General features: G+C 53.0%; 17 protein-coding genes. 7 read left to right on the top strand and 10 right to left on the bottom strand.

Annotation, left to right across the window (positions count from 1 at the left end):
• Positions 1–57 precede the first annotated feature (57 nt).
• From preA to IR195_RS17615, 4 genes are read right to left on the bottom strand one after another with little or no spacing between them, the layout of a single operon-like run.
• Positions 58–1,392 (bottom strand): NAD-dependent dihydropyrimidine dehydrogenase subunit PreA, encoded by a 1,335-nt coding sequence (gene preA / locus IR195_RS17630; RefSeq protein ID WP_206048191.1) that lies wholly within the window; start codon positions 1,390–1,392, stop codon positions 58–60.
• On the bottom strand, positions 1,389–2,774 hold the full coding sequence (locus IR195_RS17625) for an NAD(P)-dependent oxidoreductase (protein WP_277395550.1): 1,386 nt from the start codon (positions 2,772–2,774) through the stop codon (positions 1,389–1,391). Before IR195_RS17625 ends, preA begins: the two co-directional genes overlap by 4 nt.
• Positions 2,775–2,811: 37 nt before the next feature.
• Entirely contained in the window at positions 2,812–4,251 is a 1,440-nt protein-coding gene (hydA, locus tag IR195_RS17620) for a dihydropyrimidinase (protein ID WP_206049823.1), read from the bottom strand.
• Positions 4,252–4,282: 31 nt separating this feature from the next.
• Complete coding sequence (locus IR195_RS17615; RefSeq protein WP_206048189.1) at positions 4,283–5,149, bottom strand: nitrilase-related carbon-nitrogen hydrolase; 867 nt, start codon at positions 5,147–5,149, stop codon at positions 4,283–4,285.
• Between the two features lie 576 nt (positions 5,150–5,725).
• Between IR195_RS17615 and IR195_RS17610 the strand changes: the two genes are divergently transcribed.
• Entirely contained in the window at positions 5,726–7,243 is a 1,518-nt protein-coding gene (locus IR195_RS17610; protein ID WP_206048188.1) for an NCS1 family nucleobase:cation symporter-1, read from the top strand.
• 86 nt (positions 7,244–7,329) lie between these two features.
• Here the strand turns inward: IR195_RS17610 and IR195_RS17605 are convergent, their stop codons facing one another.
• Positions 7,330–8,235 (bottom strand): LysR family transcriptional regulator, encoded by a 906-nt coding sequence (locus IR195_RS17605; RefSeq protein WP_206048187.1) that lies wholly within the window; start codon positions 8,233–8,235, stop codon positions 7,330–7,332.
• A 184-nt stretch (positions 8,236–8,419) separates the two neighbouring features.
• Here IR195_RS17605 and IR195_RS17600 point away from each other — a divergent pair, with 184 nt between their 5' ends.
• Positions 8,420–11,533, top strand: coding sequence for a bifunctional diguanylate cyclase/phosphodiesterase (locus tag IR195_RS17600; RefSeq protein ID WP_206048186.1), 3,114 nt, complete (start codon positions 8,420–8,422; stop codon positions 11,531–11,533).
• Here the strand turns inward: IR195_RS17600 and IR195_RS17595 are convergent.
• The 5 genes from IR195_RS17595 to IR195_RS17575 are packed head-to-tail and all read right to left on the bottom strand — an operon-like array spanning position 11,513 to position 16,282.
• A complete protein-coding gene (locus IR195_RS17595) occupies positions 11,513–12,535 on the bottom strand; it encodes a CobW family GTP-binding protein (protein WP_206048185.1) in 1,023 nt (340 codons plus the stop codon). The genes IR195_RS17600 and IR195_RS17595 overlap by 21 nt on opposite strands.
• Before the next feature lie 3 nt (positions 12,536–12,538).
• Entirely contained in the window at positions 12,539–13,546 is a 1,008-nt protein-coding gene (gene moaA / locus IR195_RS17590; protein WP_213017540.1) for a GTP 3',8-cyclase MoaA, read from the bottom strand.
• Complete coding sequence (moeA, locus tag IR195_RS17585; RefSeq protein WP_206048184.1) at positions 13,543–14,796, bottom strand: molybdopterin molybdotransferase MoeA; 1,254 nt, start codon at positions 14,794–14,796, stop codon at positions 13,543–13,545. The genes moaA and moeA overlap by 4 nt, the downstream gene beginning before the upstream one ends.
• Positions 14,793–15,428 carry a molybdenum cofactor guanylyltransferase MobA gene (gene mobA / locus IR195_RS17580; RefSeq protein WP_125751857.1) on the bottom strand — a complete coding sequence of 212 codons (636 nt, stop codon included), beginning with the start codon at positions 15,426–15,428 and terminating at the stop codon, positions 14,793–14,795. Before mobA ends, moeA begins: the two co-directional genes overlap by 4 nt.
• Positions 15,425–16,282: a formate dehydrogenase accessory sulfurtransferase FdhD gene (locus tag IR195_RS17575; protein ID WP_206048183.1), complete on the bottom strand. Its 858-nt coding sequence runs from the start codon at positions 16,280–16,282 to the stop codon at positions 15,425–15,427. The genes mobA and IR195_RS17575 overlap by 4 nt, the downstream gene beginning before the upstream one ends.
• Positions 16,283–16,428: 146 nt before the next feature.
• Here IR195_RS17575 and IR195_RS17570 point away from each other — a divergent pair, with 146 nt between their 5' ends.
• The 5 genes from IR195_RS17570 to IR195_RS17550 all read left to right on the top strand — a co-directional run bounded on the left by IR195_RS17570 (position 16,429) and on the right by IR195_RS17550 (position 20,335).
• Complete coding sequence (locus IR195_RS17570) at positions 16,429–16,869, top strand: DUF3305 domain-containing protein (protein ID WP_206048182.1); 441 nt, start codon at positions 16,429–16,431, stop codon at positions 16,867–16,869.
• On the top strand, positions 16,866–17,489 hold the full coding sequence (locus tag IR195_RS17565) for a DUF3306 domain-containing protein (protein WP_206048181.1): 624 nt from the start codon (positions 16,866–16,868) through the stop codon (positions 17,487–17,489). Before IR195_RS17570 ends, IR195_RS17565 begins: the two co-directional genes overlap by 4 nt.
• Before the next feature lie 186 nt (positions 17,490–17,675).
• Positions 17,676–19,394 (top strand): 4Fe-4S binding protein, encoded by a 1,719-nt coding sequence (locus IR195_RS17560; protein WP_206048180.1) that lies wholly within the window; start codon positions 17,676–17,678, stop codon positions 19,392–19,394.
• A 4-nt stretch (positions 19,395–19,398) separates the two neighbouring features.
• Positions 19,399–20,052: a TorD/DmsD family molecular chaperone gene (locus IR195_RS17555; protein ID WP_206048179.1), complete on the top strand. Its 654-nt coding sequence runs from the start codon at positions 19,399–19,401 to the stop codon at positions 20,050–20,052.
• A gap of 79 nt (positions 20,053–20,131) precedes the next feature.
• The gene (locus IR195_RS17550) at positions 20,132–20,335 is read left to right on the top strand and encodes a twin-arginine translocation signal domain-containing protein (RefSeq protein WP_206048178.1); all 204 of its coding nucleotides are present in this window, start codon (positions 20,132–20,134) and stop codon (positions 20,333–20,335) included.
• The last annotated feature ends 13 nt before the right edge of the window (positions 20,336–20,348 follow it).

Below are 20,348 nucleotides of genomic sequence, written 5' to 3'. Positions count from 1 at the left end.
AGGAGGGCGGTGCTATTCGCGAAGACTAGGTCGTGATGAGGCGTTTATGGGACACGCTTATGAAGCGACACGGAAGGGGTTACGAGGGTCGTTGTCCCAGGCCAAGAATGGTTTGCCGGTTTCTTGAGGCACCATGGTGATGCAATTCTCCACTGGACAGGTGATTTGGCATAAGTTGCAGCCAACGCACTCGTCTTCGATTACCTCGTAACGGCGTGCGCCATCTTGCTCGGTGAGCTTGGCAATCGACTGGTGGGAGGTATCCTCGCAAGCGATATAGCAGCGACCGCACTCAATGCACAGGTCCTGATCAATCTTGGCAATGGTTTTAAAGTTGATGTCCAGGTGTTTCCAGTCGATGGTTTGGGGCACGGCTTTGCGCGAGAACGATTCAATAGAGTCGTAGCCTTTTTCTGCCATCCAGCGTGAAAGGCCATCTTTCATCTCTTCTACAATGCGAAAACCGTTGAGCATTGCAGCGGTACATACCTGCACGCTGCCTGCTCCCAGAGTGATAAATTCTGCCGCATCCCGCCATGTAGAAATGCCGCCGATGCCGGAAATCGGCAGCGTTGGCGTTGCCGGGTCGCGGGCAATCTCTGCCACCATATTCATCGCGATAGGCTTCACGGCGCTGCCACAGTAGCCACCGTGGGTACTCTGATGGCCTACCGTGGGTTTGGCGACCATATTGTCCAGGTCGATGCTAGTGATCGAGTTGATGGTGTTGATCAGCGATACCGCGTCGGCGCCACCCCGTAGCGCGGCTTGGGCACCCACTCGAATGTCGGTGATGTTGGGGGTGAGTTTTACGATCACCGGCTTTGAGTAGTGCTTCTTACACCAGTAAGCAACTTTTTCGATCAGGTCGGGATTTTGGCCGACCGCTGCCCCCATGCCGCGTTCCGGCATGCCGTGAGGGCAGCCCAGGTTGAGCTCAATGCCATCTGCGCCAGTTGCTTCCACGAGTGGCAAAATATAGGCCCAAGCGTCTTCGTTACAGGGCACCATGATAGAGACAATCAGCGCTCGGTCGGGCCAGTCTTTTTTCACCTGGGTGATTTCTTGAAGGTTGATCTCCAGCGAGCGATCGGTAATCAGCTCGATATTGTTGAAGCCGATCACCTCGCGGTTTTTGCCATAGTGCGCAGAGTAACGTGAAGAGACATTCACTGCTGGTGGCTCTTCACCAAGGGTTTTCCAGACGACGCCGCCCCAACCCGCTTCATAGGCGCGTATTACGTTATAGGCTTTATCGGTAGGCGGGGCTGAGGCTAGCCAGAACGGGTTGGGGGCTTTGATGCCTGCAAAATTCACCGACAGGTCAATGCCGTTTACTACGCTGTCGCCGCTGTTTTTGTTGCCTAGTGGTGTGAAGGGAAGTGTGTTCATGCGGCCTCCTGCTTGGCGGCAAGCGCTTGGTGAATGGCATGGGCAGCTAGTTTGCCGTGTTGAACGGCTTGAACAGTAAGATCTTGGCCGGGGTTCACGCAGTCGCCACCCGCGTAAACATTGGGCATTGAGGTGCGGAAGAAAGCATCAACTTGGATACGTTCGCCGTCGCGGGCAAGCTCTCTGGCGGCTTCATCCGTCAGGCTAGCGCTATCGAAGTCTTGGCCAATCGCCTTAAAGATGGCGTCGGCGGCAAGGTCGAATGTTTCACCAGTGGGTGTTAACTGACCAGCCCGATCGTGGGTCTTGGCAAAACGCATACCCGCCACGCGCCCTTGGTCATCCAATAAAATTTCGTCTGGCTGAGCCCACGTCACCATGCGCACGCCGTTCGCTTTGGCAATTTCTTGCTCATGATCGGTAGCAGACATCGCCTCTGTGCCGCGGCGGTAGACCAGCGTTACCTCTGTCGCGCCAAGCCGGGTCATTTGGGTCGCCATATCAATGGCGGTATTGCCTGCACCGATCACAATGCAGCGCTTAGCGACAGGTAAACTCCCAAGGTCTTTGGTTTGGCGCAGGGTTTTAATGTAGTCAACGGCAGGCATCAAGCCGGGAGCATCATCCCCCGTGAGTCCTAGGGCACGGCTGGCACCAAGACCCAAGCCGAGGAAAACGCTATCGAACTGCTGGTGCAGCGTCGCAAGCGACAAATTATCACCGAGGCGCTGGCCGTACTGAAGCTCAATGCCGCCTATTTCTAATAGAAACTCTACTTCTTTACGGGCGAAATCATCAGTCATCTTATAGCGGGCGATACCGTACTCATTTAGCCCGCCGGGTTTTTGTTCGGCCTCAAAAATGGTCACTTGATGGCCTAGCATTGCCAAGCGGTGGGCACAGGAAAGGCCGGCGGGCCCCGCGCCTACCACGGCGATATGGCGGCCGCTGTTAGCCGCCCGCTTGAATGGGTGGCTTTCGAACTGCATATGGTCAGTGGCGTGGCGTTGCAGCAGGCCAATTAGCACTGGCTGGCACTCTGCATCATGGTTGCGCACACAGCTACGCTCGCAGAGGATTTCAGTGGGGCACACCCGGGCGCAGCTGCCGCCAAGAATGTTGGCTTCCAGTATGGTTTCTGCTGCGCCATTAATGTTGTTTTCGCTGATCTGACGAATAAAGCTGGGGATATCAATATCCGATGGACAGGCCTCAACGCAAGGGGCGTCGAAACAGTACAAGCAGCGCTGGCTTTCGATCATTGCTTGACGGTGGGTTAACGGTGGATGGAGATCGGTAAAGTTGCTTGCCAGTGTCGGTGGGTCGTAGGTGCCGACCTCTTGTGCGCTAGGCAGGTGGTCAAGTGAGTGGTTCACGGTCATCTCTCCTGTTGGATTTTTTCTTTTCATGAGGAGCTGTTCAGCGCATTACGGCTACCGGCGCATTTAATTCGGCACGTTTAGCCAGTAGCTCAAACACACCTGGGTAGGCGGGGCGTTTTAAGTAGCGCCCAGCACCCCGCTCGGCGTGCAGTTCACCGTCTCGCCATACCCATTTCCCTTGGCTAATCGTGTGGCGAGCAATGCCGCGCACCGTTTTGCCCTCGAAAATGTTGAAGTCGACATTTTGATGATGAGTTTTTGCGGAGATCGTATGTGTGCCATTAGGGTCCCACACCACAATATCGGCATCGGCGCCCACTTGGATGGCTCCTTTACGAGGGTAGAGGTTGAAAATTTTGGCGGTATTGGTAGATGTCACCGCGACAAACTCCTGGGGCGAGAGCTTGCCGCTGTTAACGCCTGCGTCCCATATCACGGCAAGGCGATCTTCTACCCCGGCGGTGCCGTTAGGGATTTTAGTGAAGTCATCTTTGCCTGCGGCTTTCTGTTCTTCGCAGAAGCAGCAGTGGTCAGTGGCGGTGGTTTGCAAATTGCCGGACTGCAGGCCATGCCAAAGTGCTTCCTGATGCCCTTTGGGGCGGAAGGGGGGGCTCATTACGTGGGCCGCGGCGGTTGCCCAGTCGGAATGCTGGTAAACGCTGTCATCAATGAGTAAGTGTCCTGCCAGGCACTCGCCGAATACTGGGTGACCTTGCTGGCGGGCATAGGCAATTTCATCGACGGCGTCTTTGGTGGATACATGTACCAGGTAAACCGGCGCGCCTAGCGTGCTGGCAATTCGAATCGCTCGGCTGGCGGCTTCGCCCTCTACTTGGGGCGGGCGGGAAAGTGGGTGAGCTTCCGGCCCGGTAATGCCCTGGGCCAGTAGCTTCTGCTGCATGTGGTAAACCAGTTCGCCGTTTTCGGCGTGTACCGTAGGTACCGCGCCCAGTTCAAGGCATCGGGAAAAGCTTTCCACCAATATGTCATCAGTGGCCATAATCGCGCCCTTGTAGGCCATGAAGTGCTTGAAACTATTCACGCCGTGTTCGCGCACCAGGGTACCCATTTCCTCTTTGACGCTCTCATCCCACCAGGTGATTGCCACGTGGAAAGCGAAATCGGTAGCCGCTTTTTCCGCCCACCCTTGCCACGTCTCAAAGGCTTCTAAGAGTGATTGGCCTGGGCTTGGAATGACAAAGTCGATAATCGTCGTGGTACCACCCGCCATCGCGGCGGCGGTGCCGGTGTAAAAATCTTCGCTGGCCACTGCGCCCATAAACGGCATTTGCATATGGGTATGGGGGTCAATGCCACCGGGCATTACCAACTGATTGCTAGCGTCAATAATGTCGCAGTTATCGGGGAGGTCCAAGTCGGTGCCGATGGCGTGGATTTTTCCGTCGACGCACAGCACATCGGCGCGGTAAGTATCGGCATGGGTGACGACGGTGCCGCCTTTGATCAATAAACTCATCATGAAGTCCTCGTATGATTCATCAACAGGGCTACTCACCATCAGTGAGGCGGGTGTAGGCATCGGGGCGGCGATCACGGAAGAACTGCCAGTTATTGCGCACCTCACGCACCATGTCTAAATCAATTTCATGCACTAGCAGCTCGTCTTCCGTTTCGCTGGCCTGGGCTTCGATTTTGCCGCGGGGGTTGACGATATAGCTGGAGCCGTAGAAGTCACCGATATTCCAGGGCGCTTCTGTACCCACGCGGTTGATAGCGGCAATGAAGCAACCGTTAGCCGCAGCGGAAGCAGGCTGCTCAAGCTCCCATAGGTACTGGGAAAGCCCTGCTACGGTAGCGGAAGGGTTGAAGATTACCTCAGCGCCGTTAAGCGCCAGTGCACGCCAGCCTTCAGGGAAGTGGCGGTCATAGCAGATATACACACCAATTTTGCCGTAGGCAGTGTCGAAGACCGGCCAGTTTGATTTGCCCGGTTTGAAGAAGAATTTCTCCCAAAATCCGGCCACTTGAGGGATATGAGTTTTATGATATTTGCCGAGGTAGCTACCGTCGGCGTCAAACACGGCGGCGGTGTTGTAGTAAACGCCGGTCTCTGTTTCTTCATACACGGGCACGATAATGACCATGCGGTGTTCGGCAGCCAGTTTTTGCATCATCTGACAGCTGGGGCCTTCTGGAACCCGCTCAGCGGCGGCATACCATTTGCCATCTTGGCTTGGGCAGAAGTACGGCTGGTTAAAGACTTCTTGAAAACATAGTACTTGCACACCCTGTTCGGCGGCCTGCTGAATCATCGGTAGGTGTGCTTCGTTCATCGCATCGCGGATCGCCGCGGGGTCTAAATCGGTGCTGGTTTTGAGCCCCATTTGAATTAAGCCAATTTTCATTTTCTGCATAGAACATGCCCTCTCAAGTCATACGCGCCAACCGCATGCATACGCATGTCGGTACGTTACTGGTCAAGTAACAAGTGTGTGATTACGTGGCGTGCAGTGGTGTCTTATTGTTGTTCAAAAAGTTGTCTTGATTGACAGCTTTTTGAACATAGTCCTTTGTGAGGTGTTGTTTCAAGTGTTTTTTAATAATTTTAATTCGCTGCTTTAACTCTTTGATTTATTAATATTTTTATTGTTTTTAGTGATGGGTTTTCTAAGTTGGTGAAGTTTTGTTCGATGTTGGTGATGTTTGTTTTTTCTTTTAAAACATATGGTTGTGTTTATTTTTTTGAGTTTTGATATTTTTTGCGCATCTTTTTGGTGCGTATTTTATTTAAATGGCTACGCTTATTAATGGCTTTTAAGACCTGAAAGGCGAATAACAATAATCACGCTATAAGTATGTGTATGTCTGCCTAGTAAGTCAGCTTTTCGATCAATGGGTTAGTGTTTGTGATTTTGTTTTAGGCACGCTTATTGCTCTTGAAAGACTGAAACCATGAACTTACTGGGCTACAGCACTGCTGAGGAGACTATATGACTGGCTCAACATCCCGAATGGTAGACAGAGAGGGGTTAATTGAACTCGATGTAGGCAAAGACGTAGGTGATAGTCCTCGTTTCAATAAAGATATTGCGCCCACTCAGGCGAGTGAGCGCACTTGGAGCAAATGGAACATTGCGGCACTTTGGGTGGGGATGTCGATTTGTGTACCGACCTACACCTTGGGTGGTGTGTTAACCGCCTACTTTGGCCTGAGTGTGGGCGAAGCGCTTTTTGCCATTTTTCTAGCCAACGTGATCGTCCTGATTCCGCTCACTCTAAATGCTTTTCCGGGCACTAAATTTGGTATTCCTTTCCCAGTTGTGCTGCGATCGTCATTTGGTATTTTAGGCTCTAACGTGCCTTGTTTGGTGCGGGCTCTCGTAGGCTGTGGCTGGTTTGGCATTCAAACGATGTTTGGTGGCTTGGCTATTCATCTTCTGTTATCCGAACTGGTCCCCGCTTGGGCTGCGCTGGGTGGGGTAGGTGAAGTCATTGGCTTTTTTGTCTTCGGCGCAATGAATCTTTTTGTGGTCATTCGTGGGGCTGAGTCGATCAAGTGGCTGGAAACCCTAGCGGCGCCGTTGTTGCTTGCTGTGGGGATTGGATTAATGATGTGGGCATGGCCGCACATGTCGATGACTGAGTTATTAGCGCAACCGCCCTCGCGCCCAGAAGGAGCATCAGTATATGGCTACTTCTTTGCAGGATTAACTGCGATGGTGGGATTTTGGGCGACGTTGTCGCTGAACATTCCTGATTTCAGCCGGTTTGCCAAAAGCCAAAAAGATCAAATTGTTGGCCAAGTGATTGGGTTGCCGCTGACAATGTTCTTCTTTGCAGCGTTGGGCGTTGTATTAACGGCGGCGTCTGAGTCGCTAGTGGGCCAGACGGTTGCTGACCCAGTACGTTTGATTGGCTATATCGAAAGCCCTTTCTGGGTAGTGCTTGCCATGTTGCTAATCATTATTGCCACTATTTCCACCAATACCGCTTCGAATATTGTTTCTCCCACGAATGACTTCCAGAATATTGCCCCAAAACTGATTAACCAAACCCGCGGTGTGCTTATGACCGGAGCGGTGGGTGTTTTGTTGATGGGCTACGACCTTTTGCAGAAAGCGGGTCTCATTGCTCAAGGGGTGTCGCTTGAGCAGATGTATTCAAACTGGCTGCTGGGATACTCCAGCCTGCTTGGCCCCATCGCAGGCATCATGGCAGTGGACTATTTCCTAATTAAAAAGCAGCGTTTAGATGTGCCTAGCTTATATATGGATAACCGTGCTTATCCTGCGGTCAATGTGGCGGGTTTTATCGCGTTCGGCGTGCCGGTGGCACTGACGCTAATCTCGCTGTTAACCGGCACCATGAACTGGTTCTATGACTATGGCTGGTTTACCGGCTCTGCGCTTGGCGCGATTGTTTATTACGCCGCAAGCCACGTTTTAACATCATCTTCTCAGGTAGGGCCCGCGCCACACATGGCCAGCGAGACGGCAAAGCTGCCATAAACTCGTTATAAGTAAACGCCATTAATAATCAAAGCTCGGCACTTAGCCGAGCTTTGATTATTTTGTGCTTGGCATAACCAGGTGAGCTATTTTGCGCCTTTAACAAATCCTAAAAATGCATCGACCACCCGGTTGGGGCGGCGATCATGGCGAGTGATTAGCACAAACGGAATCTGATAACGTTGGGTACCCGGCTGAATGGCGCGCATCTTATGGGCATTAACCCATTGAGCGGCAACATGTTCAGGAAGAAAACCGATAAACCGTCCAGTGAGAATCAAAAACGCAGCGCCCTCCCGGTCAGAGGCAGAGGCTTGTAAATTTAACGCATCATGTGCTTTACGCGCATCGCTGGGGAGTGGATAGCGAGGCGTTATCGCTGGATAAGTGGCAATCTGTTCAAATGTGAATGCGTCATCAGTTGCATTAAACAGCGGGTGGCCAGCGGCGCAGTAAAGAAACGAAGGCTCCTCGTACAACAGGTGCGTTTCTAAGCTGGAGGGTAAGTTAACCGCGGGCACAACGCCGACATGCAAGTGGCCATCCATGACGCTTCGAATAACGGCATCTGAAGGCTCCATGTGAATATTAACGGTGACCTCATGATTTGGCGCGGTCAGCTCGGCGAGCGCATGGGTAACATGCATAGCAGGCAAGGTGACCAAGTTATCGGTGATACCGATATTCAGTTCGCCCTTGATAGTATGATGTAATGCGTTTACATCGCTTTTAAAGGCTTCGAGCGCGGCCAGTAGTGTCAAACCTGCTTGGTAAATTTCCTTGCCTTCTTCGGTTAAACTAAAGCCGCCTCGGCCACGCTGGCATAGCGAAAAGCCTAGCCTACCTTCTAAATCATTCATGTGTTGGCTAATGGCTGAACGGCTGATGCCTAAAGCGGTTTCCGCAGCGGTGAAACCACCGCACTCCACGACCGTTTTAAAAATACGCACTAAGCGTACTTCGTAGTCACTCATTTGGCCTAACGATGCCATGACAGCCTCTTATTGAGTAAAATAACGACTTTTATGAGCTTTTTGCTGAAAATAGATATACATCAAAAACAAGCCGCGCCACTATTTAAAACCGCCTACGAGGAGCCGTTGTGGTCTATTTTTCACTATTCTTTTTATACTGTATCAGGTGTGCTGCGGGATATCTGAATAAGGCCTACATATAATGCTGCTACCTCGCAGTGATCGGGTAACTAACAAAAGCCAGGCAATGCCTGGCTTTCGGCGCCAAAAGCAGCGCGTTATTACGCTCTACATTTTGTCGTTATGTATGATGATTGCGCTGTTTGGCTGGTTGCTCAAAGGCCAATATCACCAAGAAGTCACTGCGGCTGAGTCCCGTGTGATTGCTCGTGCGAACGTGGTGTCAGAATGGGTAACAGGCATGTTTGGGCAGAGCAGCCAAGGTTTGTTTAGCCTGGCCGAGTTGCTCAATGTTCACCAAGAAAACTCTTTGGGGTTGGATGGTTTAGAGGCGGAAAGTGCAGTTGCCGTCCAACGAGCGCTCGACAATTTTACCGAGTACGTGCCGCTAATCTATAGTGTTAGTGTATTAGACCCTCATGGGCGCCCACGTTTAAGCAGTAACGCTAATCGAGATGTTGAGGAGGGGATTGGCGACAGCGTCTTTTTCAGCACCTTTCAACAAGGTGACCAAGACGAAATGATGACGCCGCTTATTTGGTCGGCAAGCAAGCAGCGTTTCTTTCTCTATCATGGCAGGCGTCTAGTGAATGACCAGGGCGACTTCGCTGGTGTGATTATGTCTCGTATCATGCCGCATATCCTCAATAGTGCGCTGCAGCAAATGCGAGTGTACGAAGGTGAGAGCATGGCACTGATAGATGAGAGTCTAAAAGTAGTTGCTCGGCACCCGGCTCCCCATGAAGGCAGGTTTATTGGTAGCCAGCTTGATGCGCCTGAGACACAGCAGTGGTTAAACAGCGGTAGTGTTACTCGGACATTAACCGCGATCTCGCCCCTTGACGGAAGTAAACGCTTATTTCACATGCAACGCATTAGTGACTATCCGGTATTTGTTGCTGTAGGTGTTGACCTTCATACGCTGATGGCTGGATGGCGCCAGCGTTTGCTGGTGTTATTGTTGGTCGTTGGTTTAATTACGCTGTTAGGGGCTTGGGGTGTTCGCCACTACTTAAACCGCCTTGCGTTAGCTTATCAACTACATGAGCGAATAAAAGAGCGAGAGCTAGCAAGAGCCGAAGCGCAAGCGCGTGGCGCACGTATGGATGCTTTAGTCCACTCGATTCAGGATTTGATTTTTGTATTTGATGTAGAAGGGCACTTTAGCTATATCCATGCGGCTTCCCCTGAGCAGCTGCTTGTTAAAAGCCAAGATGTGCTGGGAAAGCACTTTTCACAGGTCTTGCCAGCTCCTTTGGCTGGTGCATTTGCCGCCGTTTTTGAGCGAGTGCAGCAGTTGCATAAAGTAGAAAGATTTGAGTATCCGCTGACCATTGACGCGCAGCCACACCATTTTCATGCCACCGTGAGCCCGCTAATAAGTAGTGCTGGACAGTTTGAGGGAGTGTTATCGGTGAACCGTGATATTACCGAAGCGAAGCGCGCAGAAGTTGAGCTGCAGATTGCAGCGGCTGCTTTTCAAGCGCATCTAGGCATCATAGTGGCGGATGCACGGGGAGATATTTTAAAAGTTAATGAGACGTTTAAGCGTATAACCGGCTACAGCGAAGCTGAGGTGATCGGCAAGAACCCACGTATGTTTAGCTCTGGTCACCATAACGCAGCGTTTTATCGTCGCTTGTGGAAGCGGGTGATGACCACAGGAAGCTGGGAGGGCGAAATCTGGAATCAGCGCAAAAATGGTGAGCTGTTCCCTGAGTGGCTGACGATCAGTGCTGTTTACGATGCAGACGGTGTGCTGACTAACTACGTTGCCACCATGAGCGATATTAGTGAGCGCAAAGCCGCTGAGCAAGAGATCCACCAACTTGCGTTTTATGATCCATTAACAGGCTTCGCAAATCGACGTTTGTTTATGGACAGAATGGAGACAGCACTCAAAGAGCTAAACCGCCACCAGCGCTGTGGGGCGTTGCTGGTGATCGATATCGACCGTTTTAACCATATTAACGATACCCTGGGGCACCTTGCCGGCGATCAGTTGCTTCAGCGGGTTGCCCAGCGATTTGGCCAAATGTTGCGCGATACCGATACGTTGGCTCGCCTGGGGAGTGATGAATTTGCCGTGCTTATTGAAGACATCGATGGAAGCCCACGTCAGACACGTCGCTTAGCAGAGCATATTGCCCAGAAACTTCTGGTGGCGCTTGATGAGCCAGTTAATTTTTCTGAAGAACAGATCATGGTCACCGCATGCGTCGGGATTACGGTTGTGTCCGATAGCCAGCGAAGCGCCGAAGACTACCTTCAGCAAGTCGACATGGCTTTACTACAGGCGAAGGCGAGTGGGCGTCGTGCCATACGCTTTTTTGACCCTTCGATGCAAGCTGCGCTACTGGCAAGGGTTAAGCTTGAAGCCGACTTGCGGCAGGCATTAGAGAGTCATCAATGGCGTCTCTATTACCAACCTCAAGTTGATCGCTGTGGCCACTATACGGGCGTTGAGGCACTGCTACGCTGGCAGCATCCAGAGCGTGGCATGGTGTCACCTGGCGAGTTTATTCCGCTCTTAGAGAGCACCGGGCTGATTAATGAGATTGGCGAGTGGGTCATTGAAGAGGCGTGCCATCAGCTAGCTTGCTGGGCAGCAACGCCACACCTGCATGAGCTGACGATTTCGGTGAATATCAGCCCACTGCAGTTCCGCGATAGTGATTTCTTGTCTCGCTTACAGCAGGTCTTTGTGCGTACAAAGGCACCGCTTGAGCGCCTCAAACTTGAAGTTACCGAGTCGCTGTTTGTGGAAGCGCGCGACGATGCGCGTGACAAAATGCTGAGCCTGAAAGCCCAAGGCGTGCGTTTTTCTCTGGATGATTTTGGAACCGGTTATTCATCGCTGGCGTATCTTGCCCAGTTGCCACTTGATCAGCTTAAGATCGATCAGTCGTTTGTCCATCAAGTGTTAGAAAGCAGTGCTAATGCGGCCATTGTGGAAAGTACGATTGCCCTGGCAAAAAGCTTAAATCTTGATGTCATTGCCGAAGGCGTCGAATCAGAGAGTCAGAAAGCTTGGCTGCTAGCTCATGGCTGCCAAGCTTTTCAAGGTTATTTGTTTGGACGCCCTATGCCGGTAGACGCTATCGAGAAAACGTTTTTAGCTCAACAGCGCTCCTGATGATTGCAGTTCTGTCACTAAATTGGTGTGGGTATCAGCGTCATTGTCGGGGGTAATCACCTCAAGCCGCGAATCTTGCCGCCAGGCGCTATTGCCGAGACTAAGTGTTCCATCGGCTCGATTGAGCTGCTTCCAGCCCTGCTCGGTATGAAAGACGCCTTTTACTCGCGCAGATGCGGGAAACTCACTCAAGTGAGCGGCCAAACGATCAAGGTCAAAGCGTTCACTGGGATGCCAGCGAAGGCCTGTGCTGGTATATCCAAGGGCACTAGCCGTCTTGTGCTGAGGCTGACCAGGCGCAGGAGCCGTATCAAAAAAAGTGCCTTCCAGTGTCGGGGTTGCCATCATTTGGCGGTGCGTATCAGGAACAGCGGTATCTTCTTGTTGGGCACGGGTCTGGGCGCTGTTTAACAGCAGCGATAGCGGCATCGTGCCATGCTCACTGCGATGAACCCACTTGCGTGGTGGCCAGAGCTCCGTCACAAACCGCTGCGCATGTTCGTGTTGTTCGGCACTGGCCTGCTCGCCCATCGTAATGGCGATGGCATCGGCCATGGCCAACTGGTCTTGAAAGGTCTCGTGTTCACGGACCCGAGACTCATCTAACCGGCGCGGATCTAGGGTGGCAATAATATCGTGCACGGCGACAACATCTTGAAAGGCTTCGCCGCGCAGTAAATCGAGTAAGCCAGCTGGATGGCCAAGCCCCGAAGGCTCAATAATGACGCGGTCTGGTTTGTTACGGGCGAGCAAATTGACCAATGCAGCCTGTAGCACAAAGGCCAGCTGGCAACATAGGCAGCCACCGGGGAGACCTTTGACAACGACGTCGTCGCGCTGCTCAAACATCGCTTGATCAATGCCTATTTGGCCAAACTCATTGACTAAAATGGCCCACTTCTCATCCACAGGCTTTTGCTCGATTAGGCTGTGAATAAGCGTAGTTTTACCGCTGCCTAGAAAGCCCGTAATGATATGCACTGGCACACGAGTAGCTGACAACGTTTAACCCCCTGTCATATTCATAAAGCGCACCACCTGGACATCGCCATCGGTCGTAAAGTGATGGCGCTCGGGCTTGAGCGGCAAGGCATTAATAATGGCGGTTTTCAACGCCAGCATATTGCCAGGGTGTCGGCGTAGTACAGCACGTAAATCGACCGAGTGTTCATTGCCTAGGCAGAGCAGTAGACGGCCTTCAACGGTTACCCGTACGCGGTTGCAGCTATCGCAAAAGTTGTGACTATGGGGCGAAATAAAGCCAACCCGACTGCTGCTATCGGCCATTTTAAAATAGCGCGAAGGCCCAGGTGTGGTTTCCGTTGTGGGCATGAGCGGGTAGCGTGTCTCAATCAGTGCTTGAACGTCGTCACTAGAGTAAAAGGTCTCGGCTCGAGAGTGATCAGACACATCGCCCAGCGGCATCTCTTCGATAAAGCTGATATCTAGCTCTTCTTGGCGAGCGAACGTAACGAGGTCCAGCACTTCATCATCATTGCGCCCCTTTAGAATTACTGCGTTAAGCTTGATACGTGAAAAACCAGCTTCTTTAGCGGCGTGAATGCCGTCAATCACTTTCGCTAAATCACCTGTCCGAGTCAGCTGTTTGAAGCGCTTTGGGTCAAGGGAGTCAAGGCTGATATTGAGTCTGCGCAGCCCCCCTTGATAGAGCCGTTTGGCGTGTTTACGCAAACTGGCCCCGTTCGTGGTCATGGTGAAATCGTTGAGCCCCGGCAGCGCGCCAATGTCGTCCACAAGCTGCTCAATGCCATTACGTACTAGCGGCTCGCCCCCAGTTAAGCGGATTTTCTCAACGCCTAGCTCGGTAAACGCCTGAGCTACCATGGCGAGTTCTTCCAGCGTAAGCACCTTCGCTCTTGGCAGGAAGGTCATCTCTTCGCTCATGCAGTAAACGCAGCGGAAGTCGCAACGATCCGTCACGGAAATGCGTACATAGCTAACACGACGGCCGAAATCATCAATGAGTGTTTCAGCAATTGGTTGTTTAGTCATGGCCACCTCGTCAGTGGTTGAATGCAGACTGCGTCGCCTGGCTGGGCGCCTGCTTGATCATCACCTAGCTCAATCAGGCAGTTAGCAGCTACCATCGAGGTTAGAATCCCAGACCCCTGTGCTCCGGTACTACGTACTTGCAGCACACCGTGAGCATCGCTTGAATAAATGCCACGTATAAAATCGGTGCGCTTTAGGCGACTTTTTAGCGGAGTTTGGGTAATGGCTGTTAAACGCCTCGGTGGAACGGGAGATTGTTTTTGTAAACGTTCCAATAATGGCACTACGAATTGGCTAAAGGTTACCATGACCGCAACGGGGTTGCCGGGTAAGCCGACAAATGGCTTGCGCGATTCACCCAGCCAGCCGCAGGCCATGGGGCGCCCGGGGCGCAGCGCCACGCGCCAAAAAGCTAATTGGCCTAATGTTTCCAACGCTGCCCTGGTGTAATCGGCCTGGCCGACAGAAACGCCTCCACTGGTAATAACTAAATCACACTGCGTCGCCGCGCTAGCCAGGGCATTTTGAATGGTGGTGGGGTCATCAGGCAAAATGCCCAGATCCATCACTTCAGCACCCTGTTCGTTGAGCAGGCCCAGCAATGTAAAACGATTGGTGTCGTAAATGCCTGCGCTGGGCAGCGCTTCGCCAGGGGGAGTGACCTCATTTCCAGTAGAGAAAATCGCCACCTTTGGACGCCTGAAAACACAAACCTCACCATAGCCCAGTGAGGCGATTAACCCCAAGCAGGCGGCATCTAACCGCGTGCCAGCTACCAGTGCTACCTCGCCTAGGGCAATATCTTCCCCTGCTTGGCGCACATGCTGACCATGGCTAACTCGATCGGGAGAGTCAACGGTGACACTGCTGTTATGCTCGCTAAGCTGCTCGCGCATGATAATGGTGTCGGTGCCTGACGGTAACGGGGCACCCGTGGTAATGCGTACGCATTGGCCGAGAGGTACGCTGCCTTCAAACGCTTGTCCGGCAAAAGCATCGCCTGCAATCGGCCATTGGGTTTGATGAGGTTGCTCTCCTGGCCACGCCAGGGCGATACCATCCATGGCTGCATTGGTATTCTGTGGCACGTTAATTGGCGCAATGATATCGGTGGCTAAGCGTCTGCCATAAGCTTGGCTCAGCGCTACCGATTCTACCGCAACGGGCTGTTCAGCCAAGGGCAGTAGTGCCTCTCGCGCTGCGTCAACGCTGAGCATTTGCTCACCGAGTTCGAAGCACGACAGGCTCATGGTGTTTCCCTCGAGGCAGCGTTGTTAGCGACAGAGCCTAGCGTTAGCTCCAAACGAGCCTTTTCCTCTTCGGTATTGAGGTTGGCAAATGTTTCCGGGCAATCCGACATATCGACCTTGCACCATGAGTGGCGAGCGTACCAGCGGTCAATTTTACGTTCGCCCTCAGCCAGCGCATTCGCTAAGTCATCGGCAAGCGAGGTGCGCAGCAGTGCGACGACTGGGTGCAGGCGCTCGCCGTCAAACGCAACGGCGATATCGTGTTCACCACTCTCTGAGGTGATGCCTGCCACCATACGCGCCACTAGGTCATTAGGTAGGGCAGGTGAGTCGCAAGGGGCAACCAGTAGCCAGGGCGTTTTAGCAGCGCGCAGGCCACTATAAATGCCCATCAACGGGCCTTTAAAGCCGCCTTCCACGTCTTCAATAACCCGACTTGCAAACAGTGCATAGGCATCTGTATTGCGATTGGCGTTGATCAATAGTTCGGATACATGGCTATCAAAGCGTTGAGCCACATGGGCCACGAGCGGTAGTCCCGCGAAGGGTTCAAGGCCTTTGTCACGCCCACCCATACGGCGGCCTTCACCGCCCGCGAGAATCATGCCAGTGAGGGTTTGCGGGGTGATCATAGACCGGCCTCCTTAGACGTGCGCGCACTGAGTGGCTTGGCAGGAATGGCATCTAACGTTAGGCGGTTAGCTGTATTAATCGCCTGGAAGTGTTTGCCCTTAGCCCGAGCAATCAGCATCACGCCGAAGCGTTCCGCCAGCTCCACGCCTTTTTGGGTCACCCCAGAACGTGAAACCAGCACGCTGATCCCCATTTGCGCCACTTTCAACACCATTTCGGAAGTTAGGCGGCCAGTGGTATAGAAAATATCAGCACTACTGCTTTCGGCCTGGTTGAGCCACTGGTGGCCTGCCAGGGTATCCACCGCATTGTGACGCCCGACATCTTCAACGAAGTCGAGCACGCGGCTTTGCTGGCACAGCGCACAACCGTGTACTGCTCCCGCGCTGCGATAAGTCTCGTTGTAGGTATTCAAATTGGTTAGCAACTGATAAAGCGTTGATTGCGCCAGCGGTGTCTCAGGTAACGCAGAGAGCGATGTTTGTTCCAGTAATTTGCCGAACACGGTCCCCTGACCGCAACCCGTGGTGACGGTACGAGTACTCAGCCGGTTGTCTAAATCGTCAGGTAAATAATCGGTGACGACGGCGGCGGACTCCACCTCCCAATCCACCTGTACCGCCAATAAGTCTTCCGCGCGGCGCAGTAATCCCTGGTTGCGTAGATAGCCCACCACCAAGGCTTCAGGGTCATCGCCCAGCGTCATTAGCGTGACAATTTCACGCTTATTGAGATAAACCGTCAGCGCACGCTCTGCGGCGATGGCTTGTTGGCGGGAGTCGCCGTAAGCATCCAGCACATCGATTGTCGTCGTGGCCGGTAAGCGGGCTCGGCTTAACTGAAGGGCGGGCATCCGCAATCCTCGTTGGAACCTAGTGAAGAATCATGTAACGCATACATGTAAATTATAATAGTTGAGTAAAACACTCTGAGTTGACGATGATGGCGCTCAAAAGGCTTACTTGTCTACCCATTCAAGGTCTAAGGTGGTCTATCCGTATGAGTGATAATCTGCGCTCTTTGAGCATTACCTTGATGGCAGAGCCCAAGCAGGTGAGGGGCTTTACCTTAACACAATGGCGTATCGCCGAGCTGACGCCAGGTGAGCAAGGTGACTATGTGCTTAGCCTTCAACTGTCGATGACCGAGCGTGCGGCCTACCGCTTTAACCTTACGTCAGCAACCCCACGTCTTTTTGTTCGCGCTGGTTTTACCGGACAAGCGCCCAAGCCTGATGCTATTACTGCAAGCCAAGATGTTGCGGCGGGGTGGCTTGATGGTGAACAGCAGGTACTCGAAGCATCGATGCCGATGGCGATTCAGGTATGGTTGGAAAGCTATTTAGCGCGCCATGGTGAAGCGCCATCAGAAAAGCGCAAAAAGAAGCATAAGGGAGCCGGTCGGGCTAAAGACACCCCGACCAAGGAGCAGCCCCAGTGAGCAGGCTTGAACGCTGGTCACGTAAAAAGCGTGGCGTTGAAAGCAACGAAGCAGACGTAGCTTCAGAGAACCCTCCCAACGGCAGCGCAGAGCCGAAGTCAGAGCTAGGGCTAGAGGCCGATGCGCTAAGTGCTACTTCCAGCGATACTGAGTCGTTGGATGCAGAGGCTAGCGTTGATGACGCGCGTCCCCTTCCTGGCAGCTTGGATCACACTTTACCCGACCCTGATAGTTTACCGGCAGGCAGTGATTTCAGCGCGTTCATGGCACCTGGTGTTAGCGCTGCGCTGCGCCGTCGTGCCCTAAAAAGGCTATGGGCTACCGGTAACTACAACGTACGCGATGGGTTGGATGACTACGATGCTGATTATCGTCAGCAGCTTAAACCTATGGCCACTGAGCTGGCAGGCAAGCTTCGCCGCTGGGCAAACAAAGCGGAAGAGGCAGTCGATAGGCCAGCAGAAACAGCTGGTGAGAGTATCGCGGATGACGGAACTTCTACCCCACATGAAGACGTTAATGCTTGTATAAGCGAGAGTGGTTGCGCAACAACAGCGTCACTAGACGACCAGTCTGATTCATCTAACAGCAAGCTAGACGAACGTATTAAAAAGGAGTAAGTGTTTTTATAAACAGTTGGTTATGGTGATTTTTCTGATGATGCGTTGAGACGCTGATGCGCTTTAAAGTGGCGAAAAACGCGTAAGCACCATACGCTCAAGGTAGGGAAAGCGCTAAGATATGCCATTAAAGTAAATAACATAACTTTTAATTATAAAAAAAAGACTTTCTGACCGTGAGAATGCATGAACCAACGAATCCAACTGGCATCGGTAGATGACCAGGTTAACGTCACCGCCCGCGAAGCGGTACGCCAGCGTATCTCGTGGCCGGTTAACTTAACGCCTGCTAACGTGACTTATCACAGCCGCGGTCATGCGCTGTTGATGGGCAATTCACACGATGTTAGCCAAGCTGCCCGAGTGTTACAGGGGCGTGGCTTGGCATCGTTGACACTGCTAACAACGGATTCTACCGTTGATTTAGCGGCGGCCAACGAGCCTCTCATCTGCCAAACGCTAACCGATACCCAACAATCTCAACTGCGCATCACTGGTTATCTGGGTGCCTTTCGCGTTGAGGTAGCGCCCGCGAATGGCGACACACTCAATTTGGCTCAAGCACTGATTGAGCGTGATGTGTTTGACGTGGTGCTCGACTTAACGTCAGCAGCCATGTCGAAGGCCACTCATGAATGGGAAATCCCACCGCCGGGCTATGTGTGTCTGGATTGGCTAGCCCAAGAAGCGCGGCGCGGTGAAATTCTGGAAAGCGTTATTGAACTCGTTGGTGAATTCGATAAACCGCGTTACTTCCAGGTTAATAGTGATCTCTGCGCACACTCCGCGAGTGGCAACGTGGGCTGTACTCGCTGTTTGGATGTTTGCCCCGCAGATGCCATTTCCAGCATTCAAGGGCGCATTGAGTCGCGTATTGAGATTGACCCGTTCCTTTGCCAAGGGGTGGGCAGTTGTACCAGCGCTTGCCCAACTGGTGCGATTGAATTTCGCCTGCCGGAAACCCGTCGTCAGCAAGACACCTTAGCGACGTGGCTGGCCGCCTATCGCGAGGCGGGCGGCCAAGCGCCTGTGATGCGTTTTGTCACCCATGACTTTCTCGATGCTGAACGCCAAGCAGGTGCTGTTACGCCAGGCCATCTGCTTGATGTCCCGCTTGAAGAGCTGGGGGCTGCTGGCCACGATCAGTGGCTTACCGCGCTGGCGAACGGAGCTGCCGAGGTGCGTATTCAGTTGCACGATGGGATGCCGCCTCGTTTAACCACGTTCATCACCCACCAGGTTGCTCAAGCCCACGGCTTACTGGAAGCACTGGGGCATGATGCCGCGCGGATTAAACTGTTGCCGCCAGAGTCGGCGGTTGAACGCGATGCACTTCCCACGCTTACGCCATTAACCGATGCTGCGTTGACCTTTACCGATACCCATAAGCGCGCCCGCTTTAATCAAGTGCTCGCAACACTTGCAGCATTTGGAACGCCTAGTAATGACCGGCATAGCATGCCTGACGGGGCCGCTTATGGCGGCATTCAAGTTGATCGTGAAGCCTGCACGCTTTGTCATGCCTGCGTGAGTAATTGTCCGACGCCGGCACTGAAAGCAGGGGGCGATACACCCGCGCTAAGTTTCTTGGAGTCCGACTGTGTGCAGTGCGGGCTATGTGAACAGGCGTGCCCTGAAAGCGCGATTACGCTACTTCCTGGTTTTTTAGCGGCGCCGGAACGCGACACACGGCAAGTTTGTCACGAAGAGGCGGCCTTTGAGTGTATTGGCTGCGGCAAGCCGTTTGCCACTGCCAGTACGGTAGCGACCATCAAAGCGAAGCTGGCTAACCACCCCTATTTCGCGGGCGATGCACTCGCGCGGCTAGAAATGTGCGAGGACTGCCGGGTTAAAGATGTGTGGAAAACCATGATCCGTGACCCTGATGCGCAACTAAAGGTGTAAAGCAATGAGTGATGCAATGCCCACACTTAGCGATACAGACGCACTGCGGGCCGATATTTATCAGCTATTAGCTAGTTTGCTACGCCAGGCGCCCGACGGTGAGTTATTAGCGTGGCTAGCCAGTCTAGATATTGAGCAAGACGGCAGCCGATTGGCGGAGTGTTGGTCAGCGCTCTCAAATGCTGCTGGCCAAAGCAGTGTAGATAGCCTGCAGCGTGCCCACTTTCGTCTTCTGGTTGGCGTCATTCAGGGCGAGATAGTGCCTTATGCGTCTTGGTACCGAAACGGGGAATTAATGGAGGCAGCATTAGTTGCATTACGTCAGGACCTTCGCGCGCTGGGGTTTGAGCGTAGCGAGCATACCCGCGAGCCAGAAGATCATTTGGCTGCTATATGTGAGGTGATGGCAATGCTGATTACGTCCCAGAGCAGCGAGCAGAGCTACTTCTTCCAGCAACACATGGCTCCCTGGTCAACGCGTTGTTTTGACGACCTTACTAACGTAGACACTGTTTTTTACGCATCGCTTGGTCAGTTGGGCGGCGCGTTTATGGAAAGCGAGCAGGCAACGTTGAGCGAAAGAGCGGCCTATCAAGCGGTGCGGATTGTGGAGCCAACGACAACCGCAACCGGCGCGGCGCGCGACGTCACACCGTGAGTGGCAGTGCGCAGCGGTAAGCGAATAATAGGGCCAGCAGGCCATGCAGAAGAATAAGGGCATGATAGAGGAGAAACCCATGCACACGTCACACAACCCTGAGCGCCGCCGGTTTATGAAAACCGTTGGGCTAGGTACCGCCGCTGCCGGTGCGGCCGCTGCTGTAGGTCACGTCACGCTAGCTCAAGCCGATAACACCACGTCGATTGAGCCTAAAAAACAAACAACGAACTACCACGAAACTGACCATATTCGCGCGTACTATGCGTCGCTGCGTGATTGACGGCGAAATGCCA

This window comes from Vreelandella venusta, assembly GCF_015689495.1.
GTDB lineage: Bacteria > Pseudomonadota > Gammaproteobacteria > Pseudomonadales > Halomonadaceae > Vreelandella > Vreelandella venusta.
The sequence above is the reverse complement of the archived record's forward strand: the minus strand, read 5'-3'. Positions and strand labels throughout refer to the sequence as shown.

What these genes read in the sequence shown, in the direction of transcription:
- hydA (WP_206049823.1), bottom strand. Translation starts at nt 4,251, where the DNA reads ATGAGTTTATTGATCAAAGGCGGCACCGTCGTCACCCATGCCGATACT.
- IR195_RS17615 (WP_206048189.1), bottom strand. Translation starts at nt 5,149, where the DNA reads ATGCAGAAAATGAAAATTGGCTTAATTCAAATGGGGCTCAAAACCAGC.
- moeA (WP_206048184.1), bottom strand. Translation starts at nt 14,796, where the DNA reads ATGAGCCTGTCGTGCTTCGAACTCGGTGAGCAAATGCTCAGCGTTGAC.
- preA (WP_206048191.1), bottom strand. Translation starts at nt 1,392, where the DNA reads ATGAACACACTTCCCTTCACACCACTAGGCAACAAAAACAGCGGCGAC.
- IR195_RS17605 (WP_206048187.1), bottom strand. Translation starts at nt 8,235, where the DNA reads ATGGCATCGTTAGGCCAAATGAGTGACTACGAAGTACGCTTAGTGCGT.
- mobA (WP_125751857.1), bottom strand. Translation starts at nt 15,428, where the DNA reads ATGATCACCCCGCAAACCCTCACTGGCATGATTCTCGCGGGCGGTGAA.
- IR195_RS17575 (WP_206048183.1), bottom strand. Translation starts at nt 16,282, where the DNA reads ATGCCCGCCCTTCAGTTAAGCCGAGCCCGCTTACCGGCCACGACGACA.
- IR195_RS17570 (WP_206048182.1), top strand. Translation starts at nt 16,429, where the DNA reads ATGAGTGATAATCTGCGCTCTTTGAGCATTACCTTGATGGCAGAGCCC.
- IR195_RS17560 (WP_206048180.1), top strand. Translation starts at nt 17,676, where the DNA reads ATGAACCAACGAATCCAACTGGCATCGGTAGATGACCAGGTTAACGTC.
- IR195_RS17610 (WP_206048188.1), top strand. Translation starts at nt 5,726, where the DNA reads ATGACTGGCTCAACATCCCGAATGGTAGACAGAGAGGGGTTAATTGAA.
- moaA (WP_213017540.1), bottom strand. Translation starts at nt 13,546, where the DNA reads ATGACTAAACAACCAATTGCTGAAACACTCATTGATGATTTCGGCCGT.
- IR195_RS17550 (WP_206048178.1), top strand. Translation starts at nt 20,132, where the DNA reads ATGCACACGTCACACAACCCTGAGCGCCGCCGGTTTATGAAAACCGTT.
- IR195_RS17555 (WP_206048179.1), top strand. Translation starts at nt 19,399, where the DNA reads ATGAGTGATGCAATGCCCACACTTAGCGATACAGACGCACTGCGGGCC.
- IR195_RS17600 (WP_206048186.1), top strand. Translation starts at nt 8,420, where the DNA reads ATGCTGCTACCTCGCAGTGATCGGGTAACTAACAAAAGCCAGGCAATG.
- IR195_RS17625 (WP_277395550.1), bottom strand. Translation starts at nt 2,774, where the DNA reads ATGACCGTGAACCACTCACTTGACCACCTGCCTAGCGCACAAGAGGTC.